Here is a 19,849-nt window from a genome sequence, read left to right on the forward strand (position 1 = left end):
CATGTGGGTGATGCCCTTTCGAAACTGTCGGGTTTGTCAGATGGGAGGAACTCTGGGGGCGGCCGCTCAATGGCGACTCAACGAGTTCCGAACGCACAGGTCAGGGCCCACAGGCATCCGATATTTGTCCGGTTTAGCTAGGCTGTTCGGGTTTGCGAACGAATAGCAGGGTGCGGAGGAAGAAGCGATGACACATCCCGGCGCGGAGGTGCGGGTGCCGGATGTCCGGATCGTGGTGCTCGATGTAGTGGAGGTGCTGCGCGACGGGCAGCCGGTACCGCTCGGGCCGCCACAGCGGCGGGCGCTGCTGGCCATGCTCGCGGTGCAGCGGCGCACCTGGGTGCCGGCGACGGCGCTGCTGGACGGTCTCTACGAGGACGGGGAGATGCCGCCCAGTGGGATCGGGCTGATCCAGACGCACATCTCGGCCCTGCGGCGGGCCCTCGAACCCGAGCGCGCGCCGCGCGCGGAATCGACGCTGCTGCAATCCGCGCGCGGGCGGTATCGGCTGAACATCACCGACGAGCAACTCGACCTGGGTGTGTTCGATCAGCTGGCGGCGCAGGCCGAGCAGGCGCGGGGGCGCGGCGATCTGGCGGGGGCGCAACGGTTCTACGAGCAGGCGTTGCAGCTGGGGGGTGGAGAGCCGCTGGCCGGGGTGCCGGGGCCCGCCGCGGCGAATCGGCGGACGGTGTTGCGGGAACGCTATCTGTCGCTACTGGAGGACAGTCTCATGGTGGCGCTCACGCTGGGGCGCACCGACTTCGTGGTGGAGCGGGCGCGGCCGCTGGCAGCCGAGCACCCGCTGCGGGAGCGATCGACGGGGCTGCTCATGCGGGCGCTGGCCCGGCAGGGGCGGCGGTCGCAGGCCCTCGACGTGTACGCGCAGACTCGGCGGCGGCTGGTCGACGAGCTCGGGGTGGAGCCGAATTCCGAACTGCAGGAACTGCATCGGCGGCTGCTGCACGGGCAGTCCGAGCGGGCGGAGGTGTCGAGCGCGCCGGGGCCGGTGGTCGCGCGGAGCACCGAATTGCTCGATCGGGACATCCAACTGGCGGCGATCGCGGCGGGGTACGCGCAGGCCGGGCGTGGAGCGGGCGGACTGATCGTGGTGTCGGGGTATCCGGGGGCGGGCAAAACCGCGCTGCTGACCGCGGCGGCAGGGACGGTTGCCGATGCAGATCTCATATCGATGTTCGAAAGTGCCGGTGGTACAGCACTGTTCAGCGCACTGACTCGGGTCACCGGAGCAGCCGCCGACGCCGATACAGCTCCGGCACAGGCGGAGCTGCTGGCCGAACGCTTCGCCGCCGACCCACGGACGCGCCTGATCCTGCTCGACGATCTCGACACTGCGGATCTCGTGTCGCTGCGACTGCTGCGTGCGCTGGCACCGATGTTGCGCCGTCTACGGGTGCTGATCGTGGCCATGGTCGACGAGCGCGGCTGGTACGCGACAGAGGTATCGGAGCTGCACACCGAGCTGGAATGCGCTGCCATCGAGGTGATTCGGCTCGGCGGGCTGCCGGTGACGGCCGTCGCGGCGCTGGCCGAGCGGATGCTGGGCCGTCCGGTCGATGATCGGCTCGCCCTCGAAATCCACCAGGCGACAGCCGGATTGCCGCTGCTGGCCACCGCGCTGCTGAGAGACCTGGCGCTACTGGATCATCCGAGCCGGGTGCCGGATCATCTCGCGGGCGGCACCTACCTGCGCGCGCTGCGACGGCAATTGAGCCGGTACTCACCCGACGGCGGGCGGATGCTGCGGGTGATCGCGGTGTTGCAGGACTATCAGGCCCCGGTGGAGGTTATCGCGGCCGCCAGTGAGCAGCCCGAGCACGAGGTCGCCGAACGGTGCGCACTGCTGGTCACCGGGGGCATTCTCGCCGTCGCCGACCCGCCACGGTTCCGGCATCCGCTGCCCGCCAACTCTTTACGACAGATGTGCCCGTATCCCGAGGTCCATCGCATTCGGGAACTGGCGGCCCTGCGTGCCCGGCAACGGTCGTCCAACGCCCGGACGGTCGCGCGGTACCTGCGGGAGCTGTCCGGGGCGCGGTGGTCGTCGTGGGTGCCGACGCTCATCGACGCCGCGAGCGAGGCGGTGCGGGAACTCGACCTCGGCGACGCCGCCGCCTATCTCGAGACAGCGCAACGCATTTCGACGCCCGAGCAGCGCGACGAGGTGCTGATGCGACTCGGGCTGGTCAAGCAGTGGTCCGAGCCGGTGGCCGCCCGGGCCTATCTCGAACAGGCGCTGGCCGGGCAGCGGGCCGCGGAAACCGTTCCCGCGGCGGTTATTCCGCTGGCCTGGACGCTGGTCAGCTGCGGGCAGCCGCGCGCCGCCGAGGAGCTGCTGGACGAGGTGATCGGCGAGACCCTCGCGCGTGACCCTGAGGCCATCACCCCGGTGCGGGCCGGGCGGTGGATGATCGCCGCGCTGACCGCCGACGCCTGGACGCGCTACCTCACCGACGCCCACGGGACCGACGCGCCCGACCGCATCGACTCGGCCACCGTGGTGCTCGGCGACACGTTCTCGGTGCGCACCACGGCGCAGCAGGCGCGCGCGTACTTCCTTTCCGCCACCGGCGAATCCGCGGCGGGACGGCTGCCGCCCGAGCTGCTGGGCATCGCCGCGCACGTCGCGCTGTGGACCGATGAACTCACCCTCGCCGGTGAACTCAGCGCCCGTGCGGCCGACCAGCATTTCGGGGATATCGATATCTACCGGCTGGTGATCGGTTCGGAAACCCTGTTGCGGCAGAGCAGGTATGCCGATGCCGAGCGCCTGCTGGCCGTGGTCGCGCTGACGCCGCCCGCCGACGGAGTGCGGCATCCGCCAGCACTGGTCGCGCAGTACGCGCACGCACTGCTGGGCACCGGTCGCTTCGACGACGCCGAACGGTGGCTCGACAGCACCCGCGCCTACACCTACTCCGACTCCTGGGAGTGGATGGTCATCACCTATGTGCGGGCGCTGATCTGCACCGCGCGCGGCCAATCCCGCGCGGCCGTCGGCCATTTCCTCGATATCGGCCGCCGCCTCGCCGCCTGGGACCTGCACAATCCGTCCCATATCCCCTGGCGCAGCTGGGCCGCGCTGCATCTGGCCCGGCTCGGTGAGCTGGAGCAGGCGCGCGAACTGGCCGCCGCCGAACTGGAATTCGCGCGGCGCTGGAACACTCCGGTCACCGTCGGGCGCGCCCTGCGCGCGGTGGCACTCGCCGCCGCCGACCACACCACCGCCGACACCCTCGCCACCGCGGTGACGCTGCTGCGGCGCGGCGAATCCTCGACCGAACTCATCACCGCCCTCATCGACCTCGCCGACCTCCGCCAGCGCGACGGCGATCCAGACGCCGCCCGGGCGATCTTCGACGAGGCCCTCGACCTGAGCCGCTGCCGCAATGCTCAACTCCTGATGACCAGGATCGAGGATCGCCTCACCACCCTCGCCGACCAACTTCCCCGTCACAGCCGGTGACTCGTATCGAGCGAACGCGGCTCGTACGATGGCGGGATGGCGGTCGAGCCGGTGCGTATCGCGGGGGTTCCGGTGGAGGTCTCGGTTCCCGCACGGGCGGGCCTGGTGGCGGGGATTGCCATGGCGGGGTTTCGGGGGCGGGCCGCGAGTCCCATTGAGCTTCAGGTTGTTCCGTACCCGGCGCTGACCGTGTTCATCGATTTCGGGGATGTGCGGTTGATGGACGACGGTGGGGTCGGAGGCGGCCAGGGGGTGGTGGGGCTGGGGTCTGCGGGTGTGCGCGGTGCGGGGCTTGACGTGGATTTGTTGCAGGTGCGGCTGTCTCCGGTGGTGGCGCACGGGGTGCTGGAGGGTGCACCGGGATTGGGCGGGACGGTGGCGGGGCTCGAGGAGTTCTGGGGTGGTGACGCGGCGCGGGTGCGGGAGCGGATGCATGCGGCGGGGTCGTGGGAGCAGCGGTTCGCGATCGTGAGCGGCGAGGTGATGCGGCGGCGGGACGTCGGGCGGACGGTGGATCCGGAGGTGGAGTTCGCGTGGGGGCGAATCATGAACAGCCGCGGGCGGATCCGGGTCGAACAGCTGGCGGTCGAGACCGGATGGAGTCGAAAACGGTTGTGGGCGCGGTTCCGGGCACAGGTGGGGATGACGCCGAAGCGGGCCGCACAGCTGGTGCGGTTCGATCGGGCGGCGCACCTGCTCGCGCGGGGCGACAGTGCCGCCGCGGTGGCGGCCGACTGCGGGTATGCCGATCAATCCCATCTACATCGCGATGTCATGGCGTTCGCGGGGCTCACACCCTCGGCGCTCGCGGTCGCGCCGTGGCTCTCGGTCGACCCGATCGCCTGGGCCTCGAACGGCTAGTCACACAGCGCGTTCTCAGGCAATCTCGCTGGCCCACAACGGGATCGCAATCGTGATACGTTGCGCGCACTACGATCGGATTCGAACGGAAGCTCGGGATATGTGGGAATACGAGTACAGCGCCGAGACGTCGGTGTCACCCGAGGCGCTGTGGAACAGCTGGTCGAATCCCGAGCTGTGGATCGAATGGAACGACGGGATCGAGAAGTTCGAACTCGACGGTCCGTTCGCGGTCGGCACCAGCTTCCGGATGACCGTGCCCGGCGGTGACACCGTCGAACTGCGGTTCGTGGAGATCGAGACCGGCAGCCTGTGGGTGGACGTCATGACCGGCGACGGGTTCGACGTGCGCACCGAACACCGGCTCACCGCACTCGAGGACGGCCGCACCCGCGTCACCTACCGCACCGAGATCACCGGTACCGCAGCCGATTCCATCGGACCGGAGATCGGGCCGGAGATCACCGCCGACTTCCCCGATGTCGTGAACAACCTCATCGCGCACGCCGGGCGCTGAGCAGCGGCAGTTGGGAGCTCCTCGGTCCTGGGGTGGGTTGATCAGTTGGGCTGGGGAGCAGGGCGTTTGACGGACGTTTCGCGGGCCAACCAGGGATCGCCGTCGATGAGAAGACGCCCGGATTCGGTGAGGGTTTTCACACGCCAGATCAGCGGGGAGTCGCCGACGTTCATGGCGGCCATGACCGGGGCGATGGTCCGGGCGATGGGGGTCCAGTCGGCGGTCGCGGCTTGCAGCAGGGCGCCGTCGTAGTGGTGGGCGGGGGCGGAAACCAGGTCGCCACGCACGATGCGGAAGGTTTGGTTCTCCTCGCGGAGGTGCTGCCAGGTGTGGCGGGCGGTGGCGCGTTCGGTCGCGGTGATCGGGCGGGCCTCGGGGACGTGGACGGCCAGCTTGTCCGGATCGTAGGCGGCGACCGCGCCGAGGAGTTCGATCACGTCGAAAGGCTTGTCGCGCAGGCGGTCACACACCGCGTGGAACAACGACAATTCACCGGCATTGTCGCGGCCGTACCAGACCACCAGATGGTCGGCCTGTTCCGCGGCTTCCCAAAACGCTGTCAGTTCCGCTGGCAGGTCGTCCACGTGGGTCGATTCCGCGCCTGTTTGGGCGATAACCATTTCCTCCCACCAGCCGCGCCACCATTGCGCGCGAATGGCCGGATCCTGGGGTGTCAATGGGCCGATACTCAGGTCGTCGGGAAACCAGGCGATGGAATCATTCTCATGGCCCGCGATACCGCTCAGCGCCACGCGCAAGGACTCCGCCGCTGAAGGTCCGTCGACCAGGTGCAATGTCTCCATTCGGCCAGTGTGCCGAAAGATAACCGCGCCTCGCCTCAGGGTTTGCACCCATTCTTGCCGCGATTGTCAGGACCAGCCCGCGGGGTTGGCGAACGATTCCCGGGAAATGCCCGAGCCGGTTTCGGGGAAATCGCCGAATCGGTCGGCGTGCTGATGGGCGAAGAGGTAGCAGACGGATTCACATTCGGCGTCCACGACCGCGAGGGACGGGTCGGCCAGCACGGCGCTCACATAGTCGCGGCCCACGGCGAGGATGAAGCCGCGGCAGTAGAGGAAGCCGTCGTCGGAGCCGTCGGTGACCTCGTGGATGTCCTCGCGGTCGAGTTCGTGCAGGGTGCGTTCGGCGACCCGGTCCAGAGCGGTCAGTTCCGCACCGGTCAGGTCGGCGGCCGCGGTGCGCAGGGCGGCGACGAACGGGTCCAGATAGGGGTCCAGGGCGTCCGCCGCGGCGGAATCGCCGTCCAGCAACGCCTTTCGCAGCCGGGCCGGTTCGGGACCGAGGCTCTCCCAGGCGGATTCCAGGACGGCCCAGAACCGGGTCTCTTCGGCGGCGGTCGGCAGCGTGCTCACGGGCGCGACGCTACCAGCGGGGCGAAAGTGCCTGCGGCGGCGGTCAGCTCAGTACGAGACCGGCGGCCAGGCCGGTCATCACCAGGGCGATACCACAGTCCAGCACCCGCCACGCCTTGGGCTTCGCGAAGACCGGGGCGAGCAGTCGTGCGCCGAAACCCAGTGACACGAACCAGATCAGGCTCGCGATGATCGCGCCCGCGGTGAGGAACCAGCGGTCGGGGGTGGCGTAGGTGCTGGCGAAGGAGCCCAGCAACACCACGGTGTCGAGGTAGGCGTGCGGGTTGAGCCAGGTGACCGCGAGGCAGGTGGCCACCGCGGCGCCCAGCGCGATGGGCGCGCCGCCGCCCGCGGACAGGGTCGAGGCGGAGAACGCACGCTTGGCCGCGAGCACGGCGTAGCCGAGCAGGAACGCGGCGCCGGCGTACTTGGCGACGGTCATGATCTCCGGCGCGGTGCGCATCACCGTCCCGAACCCCGCCACCCCGGCGGTCATCAGGATCACATCGGAGCCGATGCACACCGCGACCACGGGCAGCACGTGTTCGCGCCGGATGCCCTGGCGCAGCACGAAGGCGTTCTGCGCGCCGATCGCCATGATGAGCGAGAGTCCGAAGCCGAGTCCCGAGAAGGCCGCCAGGGCCGCCGATGATGCGTTCACACTCTGAAAGTAGGCAACCGTCCAGCACCAGGCCAGCTAAAGATTCTGACCCACCATTAGGATCTCTAATTATGGATCTACAGCTCGATCAGCTGCGCGCACTCGACGCCGTGATCAGCGAGGGCACCTTCGAGGCGGCCGCACGGAAGCTCAGTGTCACTCCCTCGGCTATCAGTCAGCGCATCAAGGCGCTCGAGGACTCCGCCGGGCGGATCCTGGTGCAGCGCACCAAACCGGTGCAGCCCACCGAGTCCGGGCTCACCGTGCTGCGGCTGGCCCGCCAGATCCAGTTGCTCACCGGCGATACCGCGCGCGAACTCGGCGACGCGCATCAACCGGCGGCCGGGCCACTGATCATTCCCCTTGCCGTCAATGCCGATTCACTACAGACCTGGGTCATCGACGCCCTCGCGCGGGCGTCCGCCGGGGTCTCATTCGACGTGCACCGCGAGGACGAGGAGTACACCACCCGGCTGCTGCGCGACGGCACCGTGATGGCCGCCATCACCTCCACCGCCGCCCCCGTGCAGGGCTGTACGGTGCGCCGACTCGGCGCCATGCGCTACCGGCCGATGGCCCAACCCGCCTACGCGCGCACCTGGTTTCCCGACGGCGCGACCACCGCTGCGTTCGCGGTCGCGCCCGTGGTGCTCTTCGACCGCAAAGACGATCTACAGTTCCGCTTGATGCGGCACTACACCCGCAGGCAACTGGATCCGCCGCGGCACTACATCCCGTCCTCCGCCGGATTCAACGACGCCGTACGCTTCGGCATGGGCTGGGGCATGATTCCGGACCTGATGATCCGCCCGGAGGACGACCTGGTCCCCCTCGATGAGAATGTGCACGTTGACGTTCCGCTGTATTGGCAGCAGTGGAAGTTGGATTCGCCCGCGTTGAGCCAGGTGGCGGCCACTATCGCCGAGGCCGCCGCGCAAGCCCTCTTGTGATCGGCCACAAGGCGTTTCGTCCCGGGTGTCGGGAGTTACCACGTGACGTGGCCCAGACCGGATGCCATAGTCGAAGACATTGCGTTTGCCAGGAAGGAATTTTCGTTGTCCCAAATTGTGCGCGGCGTCATCGCACGCTCCAAGAACGCGCCCGTGGAAGTGACCGAAATCGTCATCCCCGATCCGGGTCCGGGCGAAGCCGTGGTCACCGTGCAGGCCTGCGGGGTCTGCCATACCGATCTGCATTACCGCGAGGGCGGCATCAACGACGAATTTCCGTTCCTACTCGGACACGAGGCCGCGGGCATCGTGGAATCGGTGGGCGAGGGCGTCACCGATGTGGCGCCCGGCGATTTCGTCATCTTGAACTGGCGGGCCGTCTGCGGTTCCTGTCGGGCCTGTCGAAAAGGCAAGCCCTGGTATTGCTTCTCGACCTTCAATGCCGCACAGCCGATGACGCTGACCGACGGCACTCCGCTCACCCCGGCGCTGGGCGTCGGCGCGTTCGCGGAGAAGACCCTCGTGCACGCCGGGCAGTGCACCAAGGTGGATCCCAGCGTCTCCCCCGCCGCGGCGGGCCTGCTGGGCTGCGGTGTGATGGCGGGCCTGGGGGCGGCCATCAACACCGGCAACGTGAGCCGCGGTGACAGCGTCGCGGTGATCGGCTGCGGCGGTGTCGGCAACGCGGCCGTCGCGGGCGCGCAGCTGGCGGGCGCCACCACCATCATCGCCGTCGATATCGACGAGCGGAAACTGGAGTGGGCCAAGGGTTTCGGGGCCACCCACACCGTCAACGCCGCGAAAGAGGATGCGGTGGAACGGGTTCAGGAACTCACCGACGGTTTCGGCGCGGACGTGGTGATCGACGCGGTCGGCCGTCCGGAGACCTGGAAGCAGGCGTTCTACGCCCGCGATCTGGCGGGCACCGTGGTGCTCGTGGGCGTCCCGAACCCGGAGATGACCCTGGAGATGCCGCTCATCGACTTCTTCTCGCGCGGTGGGTCTTTGAAGTCCTCGTGGTACGGCGACTGCCTGCCCTCGCGCGACTTCCCGTATCTGATCGAGCTCTACAAGCAGGGCCGCCTGGATCTGGACGGCTTCGTCTCCGAGACCATCCCGCTCGACGGGGTCGAGGACGCCTTCACCAAGATGCATCACGGTGACGTGCTGCGCTCGGTGGTGGTGTTCTGATGGCGCACATCGACCACACCGTCACCAGCGGCACCTTCAGCCTGGACGGTGAGACCTTCGAGGTCGACAACAATGTGTGGGTCGTCGGCGACGATCTGGAATGCGTGGTGATCGACGCCCCGCACAATGTCGCGGCCATCCTGGACGTGATCGGCACCCGTGTGGTGAAGGCCATCCTGCTCACCCACGCGCACGACGACCACGTGCGGGTGGCACCCGAATTGTCCAGGGCCACCGGCGCTCCCGTGCTGCTGCACCCGGAGGATCTGGTGCTGTGGCACCAGACGCATCCGGACACCGCACCCGACGGCGAGCTGACCGACAAGCAGACCATCGCGATCGGCGGCACCGAACTACACGTGCTGCACACGCCGGGCCACGCGCCCGGCGCGGTGTGCTTCCACTCCCCCGATCTCGGGGTGGTGTTCACCGGTGACACCCTGTTCCACGGCGGCCCCGGCGCGACCGGACGGTCGTTCTCCGATCACGGCACCATCGTCGATTCGATCGCGGACCGGCTGCTGACCCTGCCGCCGGAAACGTTGGTGCACACCGGGCATGGCGACTCGACCACCATCGGCAACGAGGCTCCGCAGCTGTCGGAGTGGCGCGAGCAAGACGCCTGATCACGTGCCCGCGGTCCGGTCCGGGCCCCAGTTCGGACCGGTCCGTTAGGGGCACCCCTCAATTCGGACATTTGCACGGCGCGGCCTCCCCCGACACGCCGGATTTGCCAGGTTCGCACAGCGAATTTCAAGATTTTTCAGGGCCGACCACCCCTAAAGTTGTTCATGAAAAACCTGACAGCCGTTCTGGCACTCGTGTGTGTACCTCTCATCGCCGTGGGTTGTTCGTCCAGCCCCGGCTCGGTCAGCAAGACCGACGTGCAGACCAAGGTGGGCAGCCTGTTCAAGGACAAGTCCCACGAAGACGCGAAAACGGTCGCCTGCGACGGGGATCTGCAGGCCAAGGTGGACGCCACCCAGAACTGCACCATCACCTCCGCCGACGGGCAGAACTGGAACGTCACCACCAAGGTCACCAAGGTGGACGGCAGCGACGCCTACTACGACATCAACATCAACGACGCCTTCGTCAGCCCCGACGACATCGCGACCAGCGTCTCGCAGTTCTATCAGCAGCAGGTCGGACAGGCCCCGCAGTCCTCCACCTGCAACGGCCTGCTGCGCGGCGCGACCGGTGCGACGGTGCGGTGCGTGGTGACCGAGACCGACGGCACCCGCTGGGGCGTCACCGCCAAGACCACCAATGTCGAAGGCACCAAGGTCAATTACGACATGATCCGCGACGATCAGCCCATGCCGTAATCCGTATCCACCCCCAAATCTGGGCGATTGTTCAGCTGGAATCTGCGGTTGTCACACCGATGTGCTTGAATACGGCGGTTTCCAGCTCCACCCAGGGGGATTGCTCAGCTTGTCCATGCCCGAATCGCCGTTCGCCGATACCCGATTCACGTCGGGTCCGGTCCACCACGAACCGGCGCCCGCCCAGTTCTCGCAGGCCAACGGGGTGTACTGCCGCTACTGCGGCTCCACCCCCGGCCTCGACCTCGACTTCCGCGCGCATCGCGGCATGGTTTTCATCATGCAGTTCCGCAAGCTGCCGGGACCGTACTGCCGCGACTGCGGGCTGGCCTCCTTCCGGAAGATGACCGGCGACAGCCTGGTTCAGGGTTGGTGGGGACCGATCTCGTTCCTGCTGGCCAATCCGGTCACCCTGTTGATCAACGCGGTCAACCGCGCTCGCCTGGGCAGCCTGGCCCCGCCGATTCCCGGCGGGCCGTCGCGGCCGATGGATCCGGGTAAACCGCTGTACCTGCGGCCGCAGATCCTCGGTCTGGTGGTCCCGATCGGGCTGATCGTGCTGCTGATCGTCTCGGCGACGAGCTCGTCGTCCTCCTCCTCCCACCACAGCTACCCGTCTTCGGGCAGCCACAACACCTATCCGGTGCCGACGTTCGACGCGCCCGTGATGCCGACCTTCCCGACCGCCCCGGTGGTGCCGACCACGCCCGCGACCCGCGGTGCGAAGGCTGCGAAAGTCGGTGACTGCGTGTGGGATTCGAACGGGCCGATCCAGACCGACAACACTCCCAAGGTGGAGATCGTGGACTGCGGCGACCAGCGCGCACAGGCCACCGTGCTCGGCAAGCCGACCGGGCCGACCGCCGACACCGAGTGCGATACCCAGTACCCGGCCACCGACGTGATCATCACCCACAAGGTCAGTTACGGCGGCGGACCGGAGCTCGAGGATTTCGCACTCTGCTTGCAGCTGAAGTGATTTCGCCTCTCATCGGCAGGTGAACAGGGTGGCCTCGGCCAGCTCGTCGATCACGTCGGCGAGTTCGCCGCGGGCACGAAAAGCGTTGAGCTGGCGGCGCGCTCCATTGCCGCGGGCGAACACGTCCGCCACCGTCTCGGTGACGAAGTCCAGGTCGCCCAGTTCTTCGAGCGCGGGCCGGATGTGCTCGATGAGTCGGGCCAGCAGATCCCGGACCGGCATGGTGTGACCGTCGAGCGGGTCGATGGCGGTGCCGTCGATGCCCTCGTGCGCCGCGCGCCAATATGCCGCGCGCAGTGTGTCTTCCGCGACCAGCGGCACCACCTCGATGGTGCGCGCGGTCATCGCGCACGCCCGCACCAGGCAGGCCAGCAGCGCGGTTTCCTCCACGGTGGCGGGCACGTCGCTGACGCGGACCTCCACCGTCGGAAAGGTGCTGGAGGGCCGCACATCCCAGTAGACCATCTTGCGATCGAGGATGACGCCCAGCGACAGCATGGACTCCACCGCCGTCTCGAAGTCGCCCACCGAGTCGAAATGCGGTGGCGGACCGGCACTGGGCCAGCGTCGCCAAAGGATATTTCGCCAACTGGCGTACCCGGTTTCGCCGCCGCGGTAGATGGCCGAGTTGGCGGTCAGCGCCAGCAGCAGCGGCAGCCAAGGGCGCAGGAAGTTGCTCACCCGCAGCGCGGCGGCCCGATCCGGCACCGCGACGTGCACGTGGCAGCCGCACAGGCCCTGCTCGTGCGCGAGCCGCCCGAAGCTCTCCGAAATCCGGGAGTAGCGCGGGGAATTGGTGATGGCGAGGTCATCGGGGATGGTCGGGGGTACGGCCGCGGCGAGCAGCAGCGCGTCGTTCTTCTCGGCGCAGACCGCTGCCCCACGGCGCAATTCGCGCAGTTCACGGAGCAGGTCGGCGGTGTTGGTATGCACGCGGGTGGTGGTCTCCACCTGGCAGCGCATGATTTCCAATTGCAGGTCCATGCCGAAATCCGCTGCGGTACGGGCGACGTCGGCATTTCGACCGACGGGCACACCGGAACGCGGATCCACGAGGAGGAACTCCTCTTCGACACCCACTGTCGGCGGGTCTTCCACTCACCCTGTGTACCTCAATCGGAGCCGCCCGACACCTGCCGGAACGGTCTCTTCGGGAGCAGGGAATTAGCTGGTCAGCGGGCCGCAGGGTAGCCGATCGGGCCCTGTCGGTGGACGGGCGCACAATATCGGGATGGCATACGACGAGCAGCTCGCCGACCGCATCCGCGACAGTCTGGGTCCGGATGTGGCCGAGGCGGTGCAGAAGAAGATGTTCGGCGGTCTGGCGTTTCTGATCGGCGGCAATATGGCGGTGGCGGCCAGCGGTAAGGGCGGTCTGATGGTGCGGGTGGATCCGGCGGACGCCCCGGAGCTGCTGTCACCGGGCACGGTCGAACCCATGGTGATGGGCGGGCGCGAAATGCGCGGCTGGCTGCGGGTCAGCACCGAGACGGTGGCCGACGACGCGGTGCTCGACGAGTGGGTGCGGCGCGGGGTGTCCTTCGCGCGGACCCTCCCGGTCAAGTAGCTCGCCCGCCGGTTTATCGAGGCAAATTCTGTGCGCTGCGGCACAGCGCGCGACGGCGTGTGTCTCGGTTCACTCGATTGTGTGCTGCCCCAAGCTCTTTCCCGCGATGATTCATCGCGGCTTTACACCGCGGCACAGTGCCGAAACCTCGGTCGCGGAATCTGGTGAACATGAGGCAATCCGAGATACATGCGCTGGCATGCGAAGTGTGCGGACGACTGCCCCACCCCCGCCGGACCCGGTTGACGCTGGCCAAACTCGGCGCGGTCTTCCCGGTCGAGCTGGCGCTGCACGCGCTGGTGATCCATCTCGAATTGCCGTACCTGGCGATGGTGGCGGTGCTGACCATCACCACCACCATCCTCGTCATCTGGGTGGTCGAACCGGGTGCCATGCGGTACCTGGGCCGCTGGCTGCACGGCCCGGAATTGCAGCACCGCGCGCACCTAGACAGCGCCGAACGGCTGTGGCGCATCCGGGTGCGCCTGGACAACAAGCCCGGCCGCCTCGAACTGCTCGCCAAGCAGCTGGCCATTCGCCGCGCCAATATTCTCACCGTGCACGTGCACCATCTGGAGAACGGCGTGCTCGACGAGCTGATCGTCTCCACCCCGGCCGATGTGGCCCCGAATCGCCTGACCCAGGCCATTTCCCGGGCCGGGGGCGTGCCGGTCGGCATCTGGCCCGCCTCGGCGCTGACCCTGGTCGACGGGCAGACCCGGGCGCTGGGCCTGGCGACCCGGGTGGCCGCCGATCCCGCGGAGCTGCCGCTGGTGATCGCGGAACTGCTGGGGGCGCAATATGTTCCGACGCCGGATCCGGATCGGGTGCCGGGCAGTACCCTGCTCGAGATCGCGCCGCCGGAGAAGCTGGACCCTATGACATTCCTGCGCAGCGGGGAGCCGTTCACCCCGGCCGAGATCGCTCGCGCCCATCGCCTGGCAGATCTCGCGCTGGTGTCGGTCCGACAGCCCTGACCAGCGGCCGCCCGGAGAAGCTACCGCGCGGTACGGGATTCCAGTCCGTCCGGTTTCACTTCGTGGCAGACTGCCTGTGCGCATTCGCTCCGACGCGCACGAGGGGTTGATCGATGAGTTTTCGGCGGGCTCGGCGGGATGACCAGGACCCGGGCGCGAATCCGCCCGCAGGTCGGATGGCCCGGTCCGGCCGGTTGGCCGCGGTACCGCTGTCCTACGCGGGACGCCGGATGGCCGGCGCCGGTAAACGAGCGCTCGGCCGCCCCGCCGACGAGGTGGATCGGGCGATCCAGCTGCGCACCGCCGAGCACATGGCCGAGGTGCTCGGCGAATTGAAGGGCTGCGCCGCCAAATTGGGGCAGATCCTGGCCATCTACGAGCTGGCGCTGCCGCCGGATCTGGCCGAGCCCTACCGCATCGCGCTGAGCCGTCTCCAGGACGCCGTGCCGCCCATGCTGCCGCGCAGTGTGCACGGGGTGCTCGCGGAATCGTTCGGGCCGCGGTGGCGAGACGACTTCCGCGCCTTCGACGATCGCCGGGCCGCGTCCGCCAGCATCGGGCAGGTGCACCGGGCGACCTGGCACGACGGCCGGACCGTGGCGGTGAAGGTGATGTATCCGGGCGCTCGCGCGGCCATCGACGCCGATCTGCGGCAGCTGCGCGGATTGGCGTGGCTGACACCGGTTTTCGCGCCGTACCTGGATTCCCGCGCCTTCGTCGACGAGCTGGCCGAATGTGTGCGCGCCGAACTCGATTTCGAGGCCGAGGCGCACAGCCAGCGCCGCTTCGCCGCCGCCTACGCCGACGATCCGGATTTCCGGGTCCCACAGGTGGTGGCGCAGCGCGGCGACGTCATCGTGAGCGAGTGGCTGGACGGAATCCCGCTGTCGCGCTTGATCGATTCGGGTGCGCAGGCCGAACGCGATCGGGTGGGGCTGCTGGCGGCGCGGTTCTTCTGGTCCTCCGCTCCGCGCTCGGGGCTGCTCTACAGCGACCCGCATCCGGGCAATTTCCGGGTGCTGCCGGACGGGCGGCTGGGCGTGGTGGATTTCGGCGCGTGTCCGCCGTGGCCGCCGGAACGATTCCCGGCGCTGCTGCGCGATCTGGTGAGCGCGCTGCTCACCGGTGACCCCGGGGAGTTGGACATCACCGCGCGGCGGCACGGATTCGTGGACGCGCAGCGCGATTTCGACAGTGAGGCACTGGTCGCGAAGCTGTTGCCGGTCAGTGAACTGCTGCGGCACGACGTCTTTCGCTTGGACATGCGCTGGTTGCGCGGGCTCACCAGGAGTGTGGTGGACCCGGATCTGAACAATGTGTACCGCCAGCTCGACGTCCCCGCGTATCTGACGCCCTTCCAGCGCGGCCTGGCCACCCTGGTCGGCACCATCGCCCAGCTCGACACCACCGGTCCCCTGCGCGATGAAATCCTGCGCTGGACACCCGATCTCGCCGCGGTGATCGCACGATACCGGCAGCGCACCGGGCAGCCGACCGATCTGAACGCGGTGCGCGCCCGTCGCGCCGCCACCACCGCCACGGGGTTCGCGGCGGGCTGACCACTCCAATCCGGCCTCACGGACCGCGGGACCAGGTGTGTTACACACTGGGTCTTGATCACTGTCCCAGACAGACTTACCCTGGGTGACACGACCGGCGCAGCGCAGCGCCGGAGTCCGTCCGGAAGGTCCCGTCGTGACCCCTGCATCCTCTGGTGGCAGCGCAGCGAAACCTGCCCGCCGCACCCCGAAATCCACCGGCGACACCGCCACGCCAGCCGAGACCGAATCTGCCGACAGCCCTGCGGAAGCCGAGGTTCCCGCCACTCCCGATCACGAGGTCGCCGTCATCGGCGCGGGGCCCGGCGGGATCGCGGCCGGGGTGAAATTGAAGCAGGCCGGGATCTCGAACTTCGTGATTCTCGAGCGCGCCGAGGACGTGGGCGGGAGCTGGCACGAGAACCACTACCCCGGTCTCGAAGTCGATATCCCGTCGCTGGCCTATCAGTATTCGTTCGCGCGAAATCCCAACTGGAGCAAGCTGTTCGCCTCCGGGCCGGAGGTGAAGCGCTATCACGTGGCGGTCGCGCGCCGGTTCGGGTTGTATCCGCACATCCGGTTCGGCGCCTGCGTGCTGAGCGAGGAATGGGATGAGCGACGGCACTGCTGGATTCTGCATCTCGCGGACGGCACGCAGACCACGGCCCGGTTCGTGGTCAGTGCGGTCGGGGCGTTCATCAGCCCCAAGGAGGATCCCGGGATTCCGGAGCTGGCCGAGTACCGGGGCAAGTTGCAGCGGCCTTCGGAGTGGGACGACGACTACGACCTGACCGGTAAGCGGGTGGCGATCATCGGGACCGGGGCCAGTTCGGTGCAGATCACCCCGTCGATCGCGGGCCGGGTGGGGAGCCTGACGGTGTTCCAGCGCACGCCGGTGTGGTGTGTGCCGAAACCGAATCCGCGCATTCCGCGCGCCGTGCAGACGGTGTTGCGGACACCCGGATTGCAGGCGGCGATTCACGGTTCGGCGCTGGTGGTGGTCGATGCCGCGTTGCGGGTGATGTCGAATACGCCGATGCCGGTGGTGCGGCCGACGCTGCGCGCCGTGGACGCCACCGCGATCCGCGGCTATCGGGCCATGCTGCGGTTGATGGTGCGCGATCCGCAGGTGCGCGCGGCGCTGACTCCGGACTACGGGCCGATTGCCAAGCGGCCCACCGCGAATACCGGTTATCTGCTGGCGTTCAATCGCGACAATGTCGAGCTGGTGACCGATCCGATCGAGCGCTTCACCGCGGACGGCATCCGCACCCGGGACGGGGTCGAGCGCGGTTTCGACATGGTGGTGCTGGCCACCGGCTATCACGTCTTCTCCGATCCGGAGACCTACACGCCGGGCATGGTGATCGGGCGCGACGGTGTCGATCTGGGCAAGTTCTTCACCGAGCACGGTTTGCAGGCGTATCAGAGTGTGGCGCTGCCGATCCTGCCCAATCGCTGGACGCTGGTCGGCCCGTATTCGTGGTCGGGCAGCGGCTGGCACGCGTTCGTGGAGATGACGGCCGACCATGCGGTGCGGGCGATTTCGGAGGCGCGGCGGCGGGGCGCGACCTTCGTCGCCATTCGGCAGTCCGCGCACGACGCCTATCACGAGCGCATCTACCGGCACGGCGAGGCCATGCGTTACTACCTGGCCGAACTCAACGCGCACGTGCCAACCTACTACCGCAATTCCCAGGGTGACAGCACCTATATCCGTCCGACCGGGTTCTTCGCGGCGCGGCGCGCTCACCATCGATTCCCGTTCTCCGACTACGAATTCGATATCCGCACCGCCTGAATCGGGCTGCCCGACAAGGAAGTCGAGCCATGATCGAACTACCGAAATCCCTGCGGATCGCGCTCGGCGCGGCCAGTCCCGGGATCAGCGACCGGCGGCTCGGAGCCGCCGTGACCGGCCAGGTGATCCTGGTTACGGGCGCGTCCAGCGGGGTCGGGCGGGCGACCGCGCGCCGCCTGGCAGCCAATGGGGCCACCGTGCTGGCCGTGGCCCGCCGCACCGCGTTGCTCGAGGAACTCCGCGACGAAATGTCCGGCGTGCCAGGGACAGTGCACCCCTATCCGGCCGATCTCGCCGATCCGGACGCCTGCGCGGCATTGATCGCGCGGGTGCTCGCCGACCACGGCCGCGTCGATGTCTTCGTCAACAACGCGGGCAAGTCGATTCGCCGCTGGCTGTCGGATTCACTGGAGCGCTGGGACAACTTCGACGACACCGCGCACATCAACTACCTGGGTCCGGTGCGGCTGGTGTTGAGCCTGCTGCCGTCCATGCGGGCCCGCCACCGCGGCCACATCGTGAATATCAGCACCGCCGGGGTGCACGGTCCGGCGGTCGGCTGGACCGCCTACATCGCCACCAAATCGGCGTTCAATGCCTGGATGCGCGGGGCGGCGCCGGAATTGCGCGCCGACGGCATCACCGTCACCTCCGTGCATCTGCAATTGGTGCGCTCGGACATGCTGGGCCCGTACCGGATCTACCGCTACACCCCGAGCATGTCGCCCGAGGAGGCGGCGAGCATGGTGTGCCGCGCGATCGTGGATCGGCCCTTGGCGATTCGCCCCTGGTGGGAACGGGCCGCCGCGCCGATGTCGTACGCACTGGACAATTCCCGTGCCGCGCAATGGATGCTGACCCAGTATGCCAAGGCCGGCAACTGGAACAATCGCCCGACCGACTGGGCCGGACCGATCGGGCGGGTGGAGCGGGCGGTCAACCTGCTCGACGACGCCGTCACCGTCGCCGGCTGGGTGCCGTCCAGTGGCGCGCTGAAACTGGTGCCGCCCAGCAGGATTCCACAGCTGGCCTGGGCACTGCGCGGTGGCGTCGGACCGGCGACGGTGCTGTCGAGTTTCGCGGCGCGGTTTCCGGATCGACCCGCGCTGATCGACGATGACGGGCCGATCACCGCGGCCGAACTCGACGAGCAGGTGCGGCGGCTGGCAGCGGCGCTGCGGGCGCGCTGGGATATCCGGCGCGGCAATCGGGTCGGGGTGCTGTGCCGCAATCATCGCGGGTTCGTGCTCGCCTGCTACGCGGCCGCGCGGCTGTCGGCGGATCTGGTGCCGCTGAACTACGGGTTCGCCGGTCCGCAGATAGGGGAGGTGCTCGACCGCGAGGGTGTGGACTTGCTGTTCTACGACGGCGAATTCCACGGTGAGATAGAGAAATCCGGGTATCACGGCCGACAGGTGATCGTCCGGGGTGGCGCTCGGGGACTGCCCACCGTGGCCGAGCTGGTCGCGGCGGGAGGGCCCGCGGTGCGGGAACCGGCCTACGGCGGCTCGCTGGTCCTGCTCACCGGTGGCACCACGGGTGTCCCGAAGGGCGCGCCACGCCAATTGGGTTTGCGCGGTGCGGGTTCCGCGGCCGTCGGCCTGAGTCCGCGCATGCTCCTGGCGCTCGAGGATCTCGCCAAGATCGAGCCGATTCCCCGGCTCGGCGAACCCATGATCGTCGCGCCGCCGCTGCATCACACCTACGGATTCCTCGCGCTGATCGCGGCTTTCGCGCTCGGATCCACGGCCATCGTGCACGAGCGATTCGATGCCGAGACGGTGCTCGCCGATATCGAACGCCACGGGGTGCGCATCGCCTGCCTGGTGCCGACCATGCTCAAACGCATCATGGACCTGCCGCCGCCGGAACGGCACGGCTATCACGTCGACAGCCTGCAGATGGTGGTGTGCGGTGCCGCGCCGCTGCCGCCGTGGCTGGCGGGCACGTTCATGGACGAGTTCGGTGAGGTGCTGTTCAACGGCTACGCCTCCACCGAGACCGGAGCGGGCGCGATCGCGACACCGGCGGACCTGCGGGCCGCGCCCGGCACCGTGGGCAAGCCGCCGACCGGGATCGTCGACATTCGCATCGTGGACTCCGACGGGCGCGAGGTGCCGACCGGGACCACCGGTCGGATCATCAACAAGAACCCGGGCCTGTTCCACGGCTACAGCGACGGCAAGACCAAGACCATGCTCGGAAAGTACATGGACTCCGGCGATCTCGGCCATGTCGACGAACTCGGGCGACTGTTCATCGACGGGCGCTCCGACGACATGATCGTCTCCGGCGGCGAGAACGTCTTCCCGCAGGAGGTGGAGGAGGCGCTGCTGGCGCATCCGGCGGTCGCCGACGCGGGGGCGGTGGGCGTGCCGGACGCGGATTTCGGGCAGCGGCTGGCGGCGGTCGTGGTGCTCAAGGACGGTGCTGGCGCGAGTGTCGCTGTGCTGCAAGCACATATCAAGTCCACCCTGGCCAACTACAAGGTTCCGCGCGAGATCGTCTTCGCGGCCGAGCTGCCGCGGACCACAGCGGGAAAACTTCGGCGGCAACAGCTTCCGGAGATCGTCGCTCGGCCCGCTACCGAATCACAGCCTTCCTAGACACGAGGTTCGC

Annotated in this window: 17 protein-coding genes; 13 read left to right on the plus strand and 4 right to left on the minus strand. The window is 68.3% G+C overall.

All coding sequences use genetic code 11. From position 1 onward, the window contains the following. Positions 1–187: 187 nt before the first annotated feature. From OG300_RS16525 to OG300_RS16535, 3 genes are all read left to right on the plus strand, one after another. Positions 188–3,487, plus strand: a complete 3,300-nt coding sequence (locus tag OG300_RS16525) for a BTAD domain-containing putative transcriptional regulator (RefSeq protein WP_405496852.1) — start codon at positions 188–190, stop codon at positions 3,485–3,487. Positions 3,488–3,523: 36 nt separating this feature from the next. Then, on the plus strand, positions 3,524–4,348 hold the full coding sequence (locus OG300_RS16530) for a helix-turn-helix domain-containing protein (protein WP_405496854.1): 825 nt from the start codon (positions 3,524–3,526) through the stop codon (positions 4,346–4,348). Positions 4,349–4,448: 100 nt separating this feature from the next. Further along, positions 4,449–4,865, plus strand: coding sequence for an SRPBCC family protein (locus tag OG300_RS16535; RefSeq protein WP_405496856.1), 417 nt, complete (start codon positions 4,449–4,451; stop codon positions 4,863–4,865). Positions 4,866–4,906: 41 nt separating this feature from the next. On the opposite strand, the gene OG300_RS16540 is transcribed toward OG300_RS16535, so the two are convergent. The 3 genes from OG300_RS16540 to OG300_RS16550 all read right to left on the minus strand — a co-directional run bounded on the left by OG300_RS16540 (position 4,907) and on the right by OG300_RS16550 (position 6,836). Continuing rightward, complete coding sequence (locus tag OG300_RS16540; RefSeq protein WP_405496858.1) at positions 4,907–5,668, minus strand: DUF3658 domain-containing protein; 762 nt, start codon at positions 5,666–5,668, stop codon at positions 4,907–4,909. 66 nt (positions 5,669–5,734) lie between these two features. Continuing rightward, on the minus strand, positions 5,735–6,238 hold the full coding sequence (locus OG300_RS16545; RefSeq protein ID WP_405496860.1) for a DUF4240 domain-containing protein: 504 nt from the start codon (positions 6,236–6,238) through the stop codon (positions 5,735–5,737). 43 nt (positions 6,239–6,281) lie between these two features. Further along, positions 6,282–6,836, minus strand: a complete 555-nt coding sequence (locus OG300_RS16550; protein WP_405498573.1) for a LysE/ArgO family amino acid transporter — start codon at positions 6,834–6,836, stop codon at positions 6,282–6,284. Positions 6,837–6,970: 134 nt separating this feature from the next. On the opposite strand from OG300_RS16550, the gene OG300_RS16555 reads away from it, so the two are divergent. From OG300_RS16555 to OG300_RS16575, 5 genes are all read left to right on the plus strand, one after another. Continuing rightward, on the plus strand, positions 6,971–7,849 hold the full coding sequence (locus tag OG300_RS16555; protein WP_405496862.1) for a LysR family transcriptional regulator ArgP: 879 nt from the start codon (positions 6,971–6,973) through the stop codon (positions 7,847–7,849). Positions 7,850–7,954: 105 nt separating this feature from the next. Continuing rightward, entirely contained in the window at positions 7,955–9,040 is a 1,086-nt protein-coding gene (locus OG300_RS16560) for an S-(hydroxymethyl)mycothiol dehydrogenase (protein WP_405496864.1), read from the plus strand. After that, positions 9,040–9,666, plus strand: a complete 627-nt coding sequence (locus OG300_RS16565; protein WP_405496866.1) for an MBL fold metallo-hydrolase — start codon at positions 9,040–9,042, stop codon at positions 9,664–9,666. Before OG300_RS16560 ends, OG300_RS16565 begins: the two co-directional genes overlap by 1 nt. Before the next feature lie 216 nt (positions 9,667–9,882). After that, on the plus strand, positions 9,883–10,368 hold the full coding sequence (locus tag OG300_RS16570) for a DUF4333 domain-containing protein (RefSeq protein WP_405496868.1): 486 nt from the start codon (positions 9,883–9,885) through the stop codon (positions 10,366–10,368). Positions 10,369–10,477: 109 nt separating this feature from the next. Then, on the plus strand, positions 10,478–11,347 hold the full coding sequence (locus OG300_RS16575) for a hypothetical protein (RefSeq protein ID WP_405496870.1): 870 nt from the start codon (positions 10,478–10,480) through the stop codon (positions 11,345–11,347). Between the two features lie 9 nt (positions 11,348–11,356). On the opposite strand, the gene OG300_RS16580 is transcribed toward OG300_RS16575, so the two are convergent. Further along, on the minus strand, positions 11,357–12,445 hold the full coding sequence (locus OG300_RS16580; RefSeq protein ID WP_405496872.1) for a glutamate--cysteine ligase: 1,089 nt from the start codon (positions 12,443–12,445) through the stop codon (positions 11,357–11,359). Positions 12,446–12,578: 133 nt separating this feature from the next. Here OG300_RS16580 and OG300_RS16585 point away from each other — a divergent pair, with 133 nt between their 5' ends. From OG300_RS16585 to OG300_RS16605, 5 genes are all read left to right on the plus strand, one after another. Then, complete coding sequence (locus OG300_RS16585) at positions 12,579–12,914, plus strand: TfoX/Sxy family protein (RefSeq protein WP_405496874.1); 336 nt, start codon at positions 12,579–12,581, stop codon at positions 12,912–12,914. A 170-nt stretch (positions 12,915–13,084) separates the two neighbouring features. Then, positions 13,085–13,891, plus strand: a complete 807-nt coding sequence (locus OG300_RS16590; protein ID WP_405496876.1) for an amino acid-binding protein — start codon at positions 13,085–13,087, stop codon at positions 13,889–13,891. Between the two features lie 113 nt (positions 13,892–14,004). Further along, a complete protein-coding gene (locus OG300_RS16595; RefSeq protein ID WP_405496878.1) occupies positions 14,005–15,450 on the plus strand; it encodes an ABC1 kinase family protein in 1,446 nt (481 codons plus the stop codon). A 289-nt stretch (positions 15,451–15,739) separates the two neighbouring features. Next, a complete protein-coding gene (locus tag OG300_RS16600) occupies positions 15,740–17,230 on the plus strand; it encodes a flavin-containing monooxygenase (RefSeq protein ID WP_405498574.1) in 1,491 nt (496 codons plus the stop codon). A gap of 29 nt (positions 17,231–17,259) precedes the next feature. Continuing rightward, positions 17,260–19,836 carry an SDR family NAD(P)-dependent oxidoreductase gene (locus tag OG300_RS16605; RefSeq protein WP_405496880.1) on the plus strand — a complete coding sequence of 859 codons (2,577 nt, stop codon included), beginning with the start codon at positions 17,260–17,262 and terminating at the stop codon, positions 19,834–19,836. Positions 19,837–19,849: the final 13 nt, after the last annotated feature.

The sequence above is a fragment of the Nocardia sp. NBC_00511 genome (genome assembly GCF_045161165.1).
Classification (GTDB): domain Bacteria; phylum Actinomycetota; class Actinomycetes; order Mycobacteriales; family Mycobacteriaceae; genus Nocardia.

Coding starts and splice junctions, on each gene's coding strand:
- OG300_RS16555 (WP_405496862.1), top strand. CDS start 6,971: ATGGATCTACAGCTCGATCAGCTGCGCGCACTCGACGCCGTGATCAGC.
- OG300_RS16585 (WP_405496874.1), top strand. CDS start 12,579: ATGGCATACGACGAGCAGCTCGCCGACCGCATCCGCGACAGTCTGGGT.
- OG300_RS16565 (WP_405496866.1), top strand. CDS start 9,040: ATGGCGCACATCGACCACACCGTCACCAGCGGCACCTTCAGCCTGGAC.
- OG300_RS16540 (WP_405496858.1), bottom strand. CDS start 5,668: ATGGAGACATTGCACCTGGTCGACGGACCTTCAGCGGCGGAGTCCTTG.
- OG300_RS16590 (WP_405496876.1), top strand. CDS start 13,085: ATGAGGCAATCCGAGATACATGCGCTGGCATGCGAAGTGTGCGGACGA.
- OG300_RS16530 (WP_405496854.1), top strand. CDS start 3,524: ATGGCGGTCGAGCCGGTGCGTATCGCGGGGGTTCCGGTGGAGGTCTCG.
- OG300_RS16535 (WP_405496856.1), top strand. CDS start 4,449: ATGTGGGAATACGAGTACAGCGCCGAGACGTCGGTGTCACCCGAGGCG.
- OG300_RS16525 (WP_405496852.1), top strand. CDS start 188: ATGACACATCCCGGCGCGGAGGTGCGGGTGCCGGATGTCCGGATCGTG.
- OG300_RS16550 (WP_405498573.1), bottom strand. CDS start 6,836: ATGGCGATCGGCGCGCAGAACGCCTTCGTGCTGCGCCAGGGCATCCGG.
- OG300_RS16605 (WP_405496880.1), top strand. CDS start 17,260: ATGATCGAACTACCGAAATCCCTGCGGATCGCGCTCGGCGCGGCCAGT.
- OG300_RS16595 (WP_405496878.1), top strand. CDS start 14,005: ATGAGTTTTCGGCGGGCTCGGCGGGATGACCAGGACCCGGGCGCGAAT.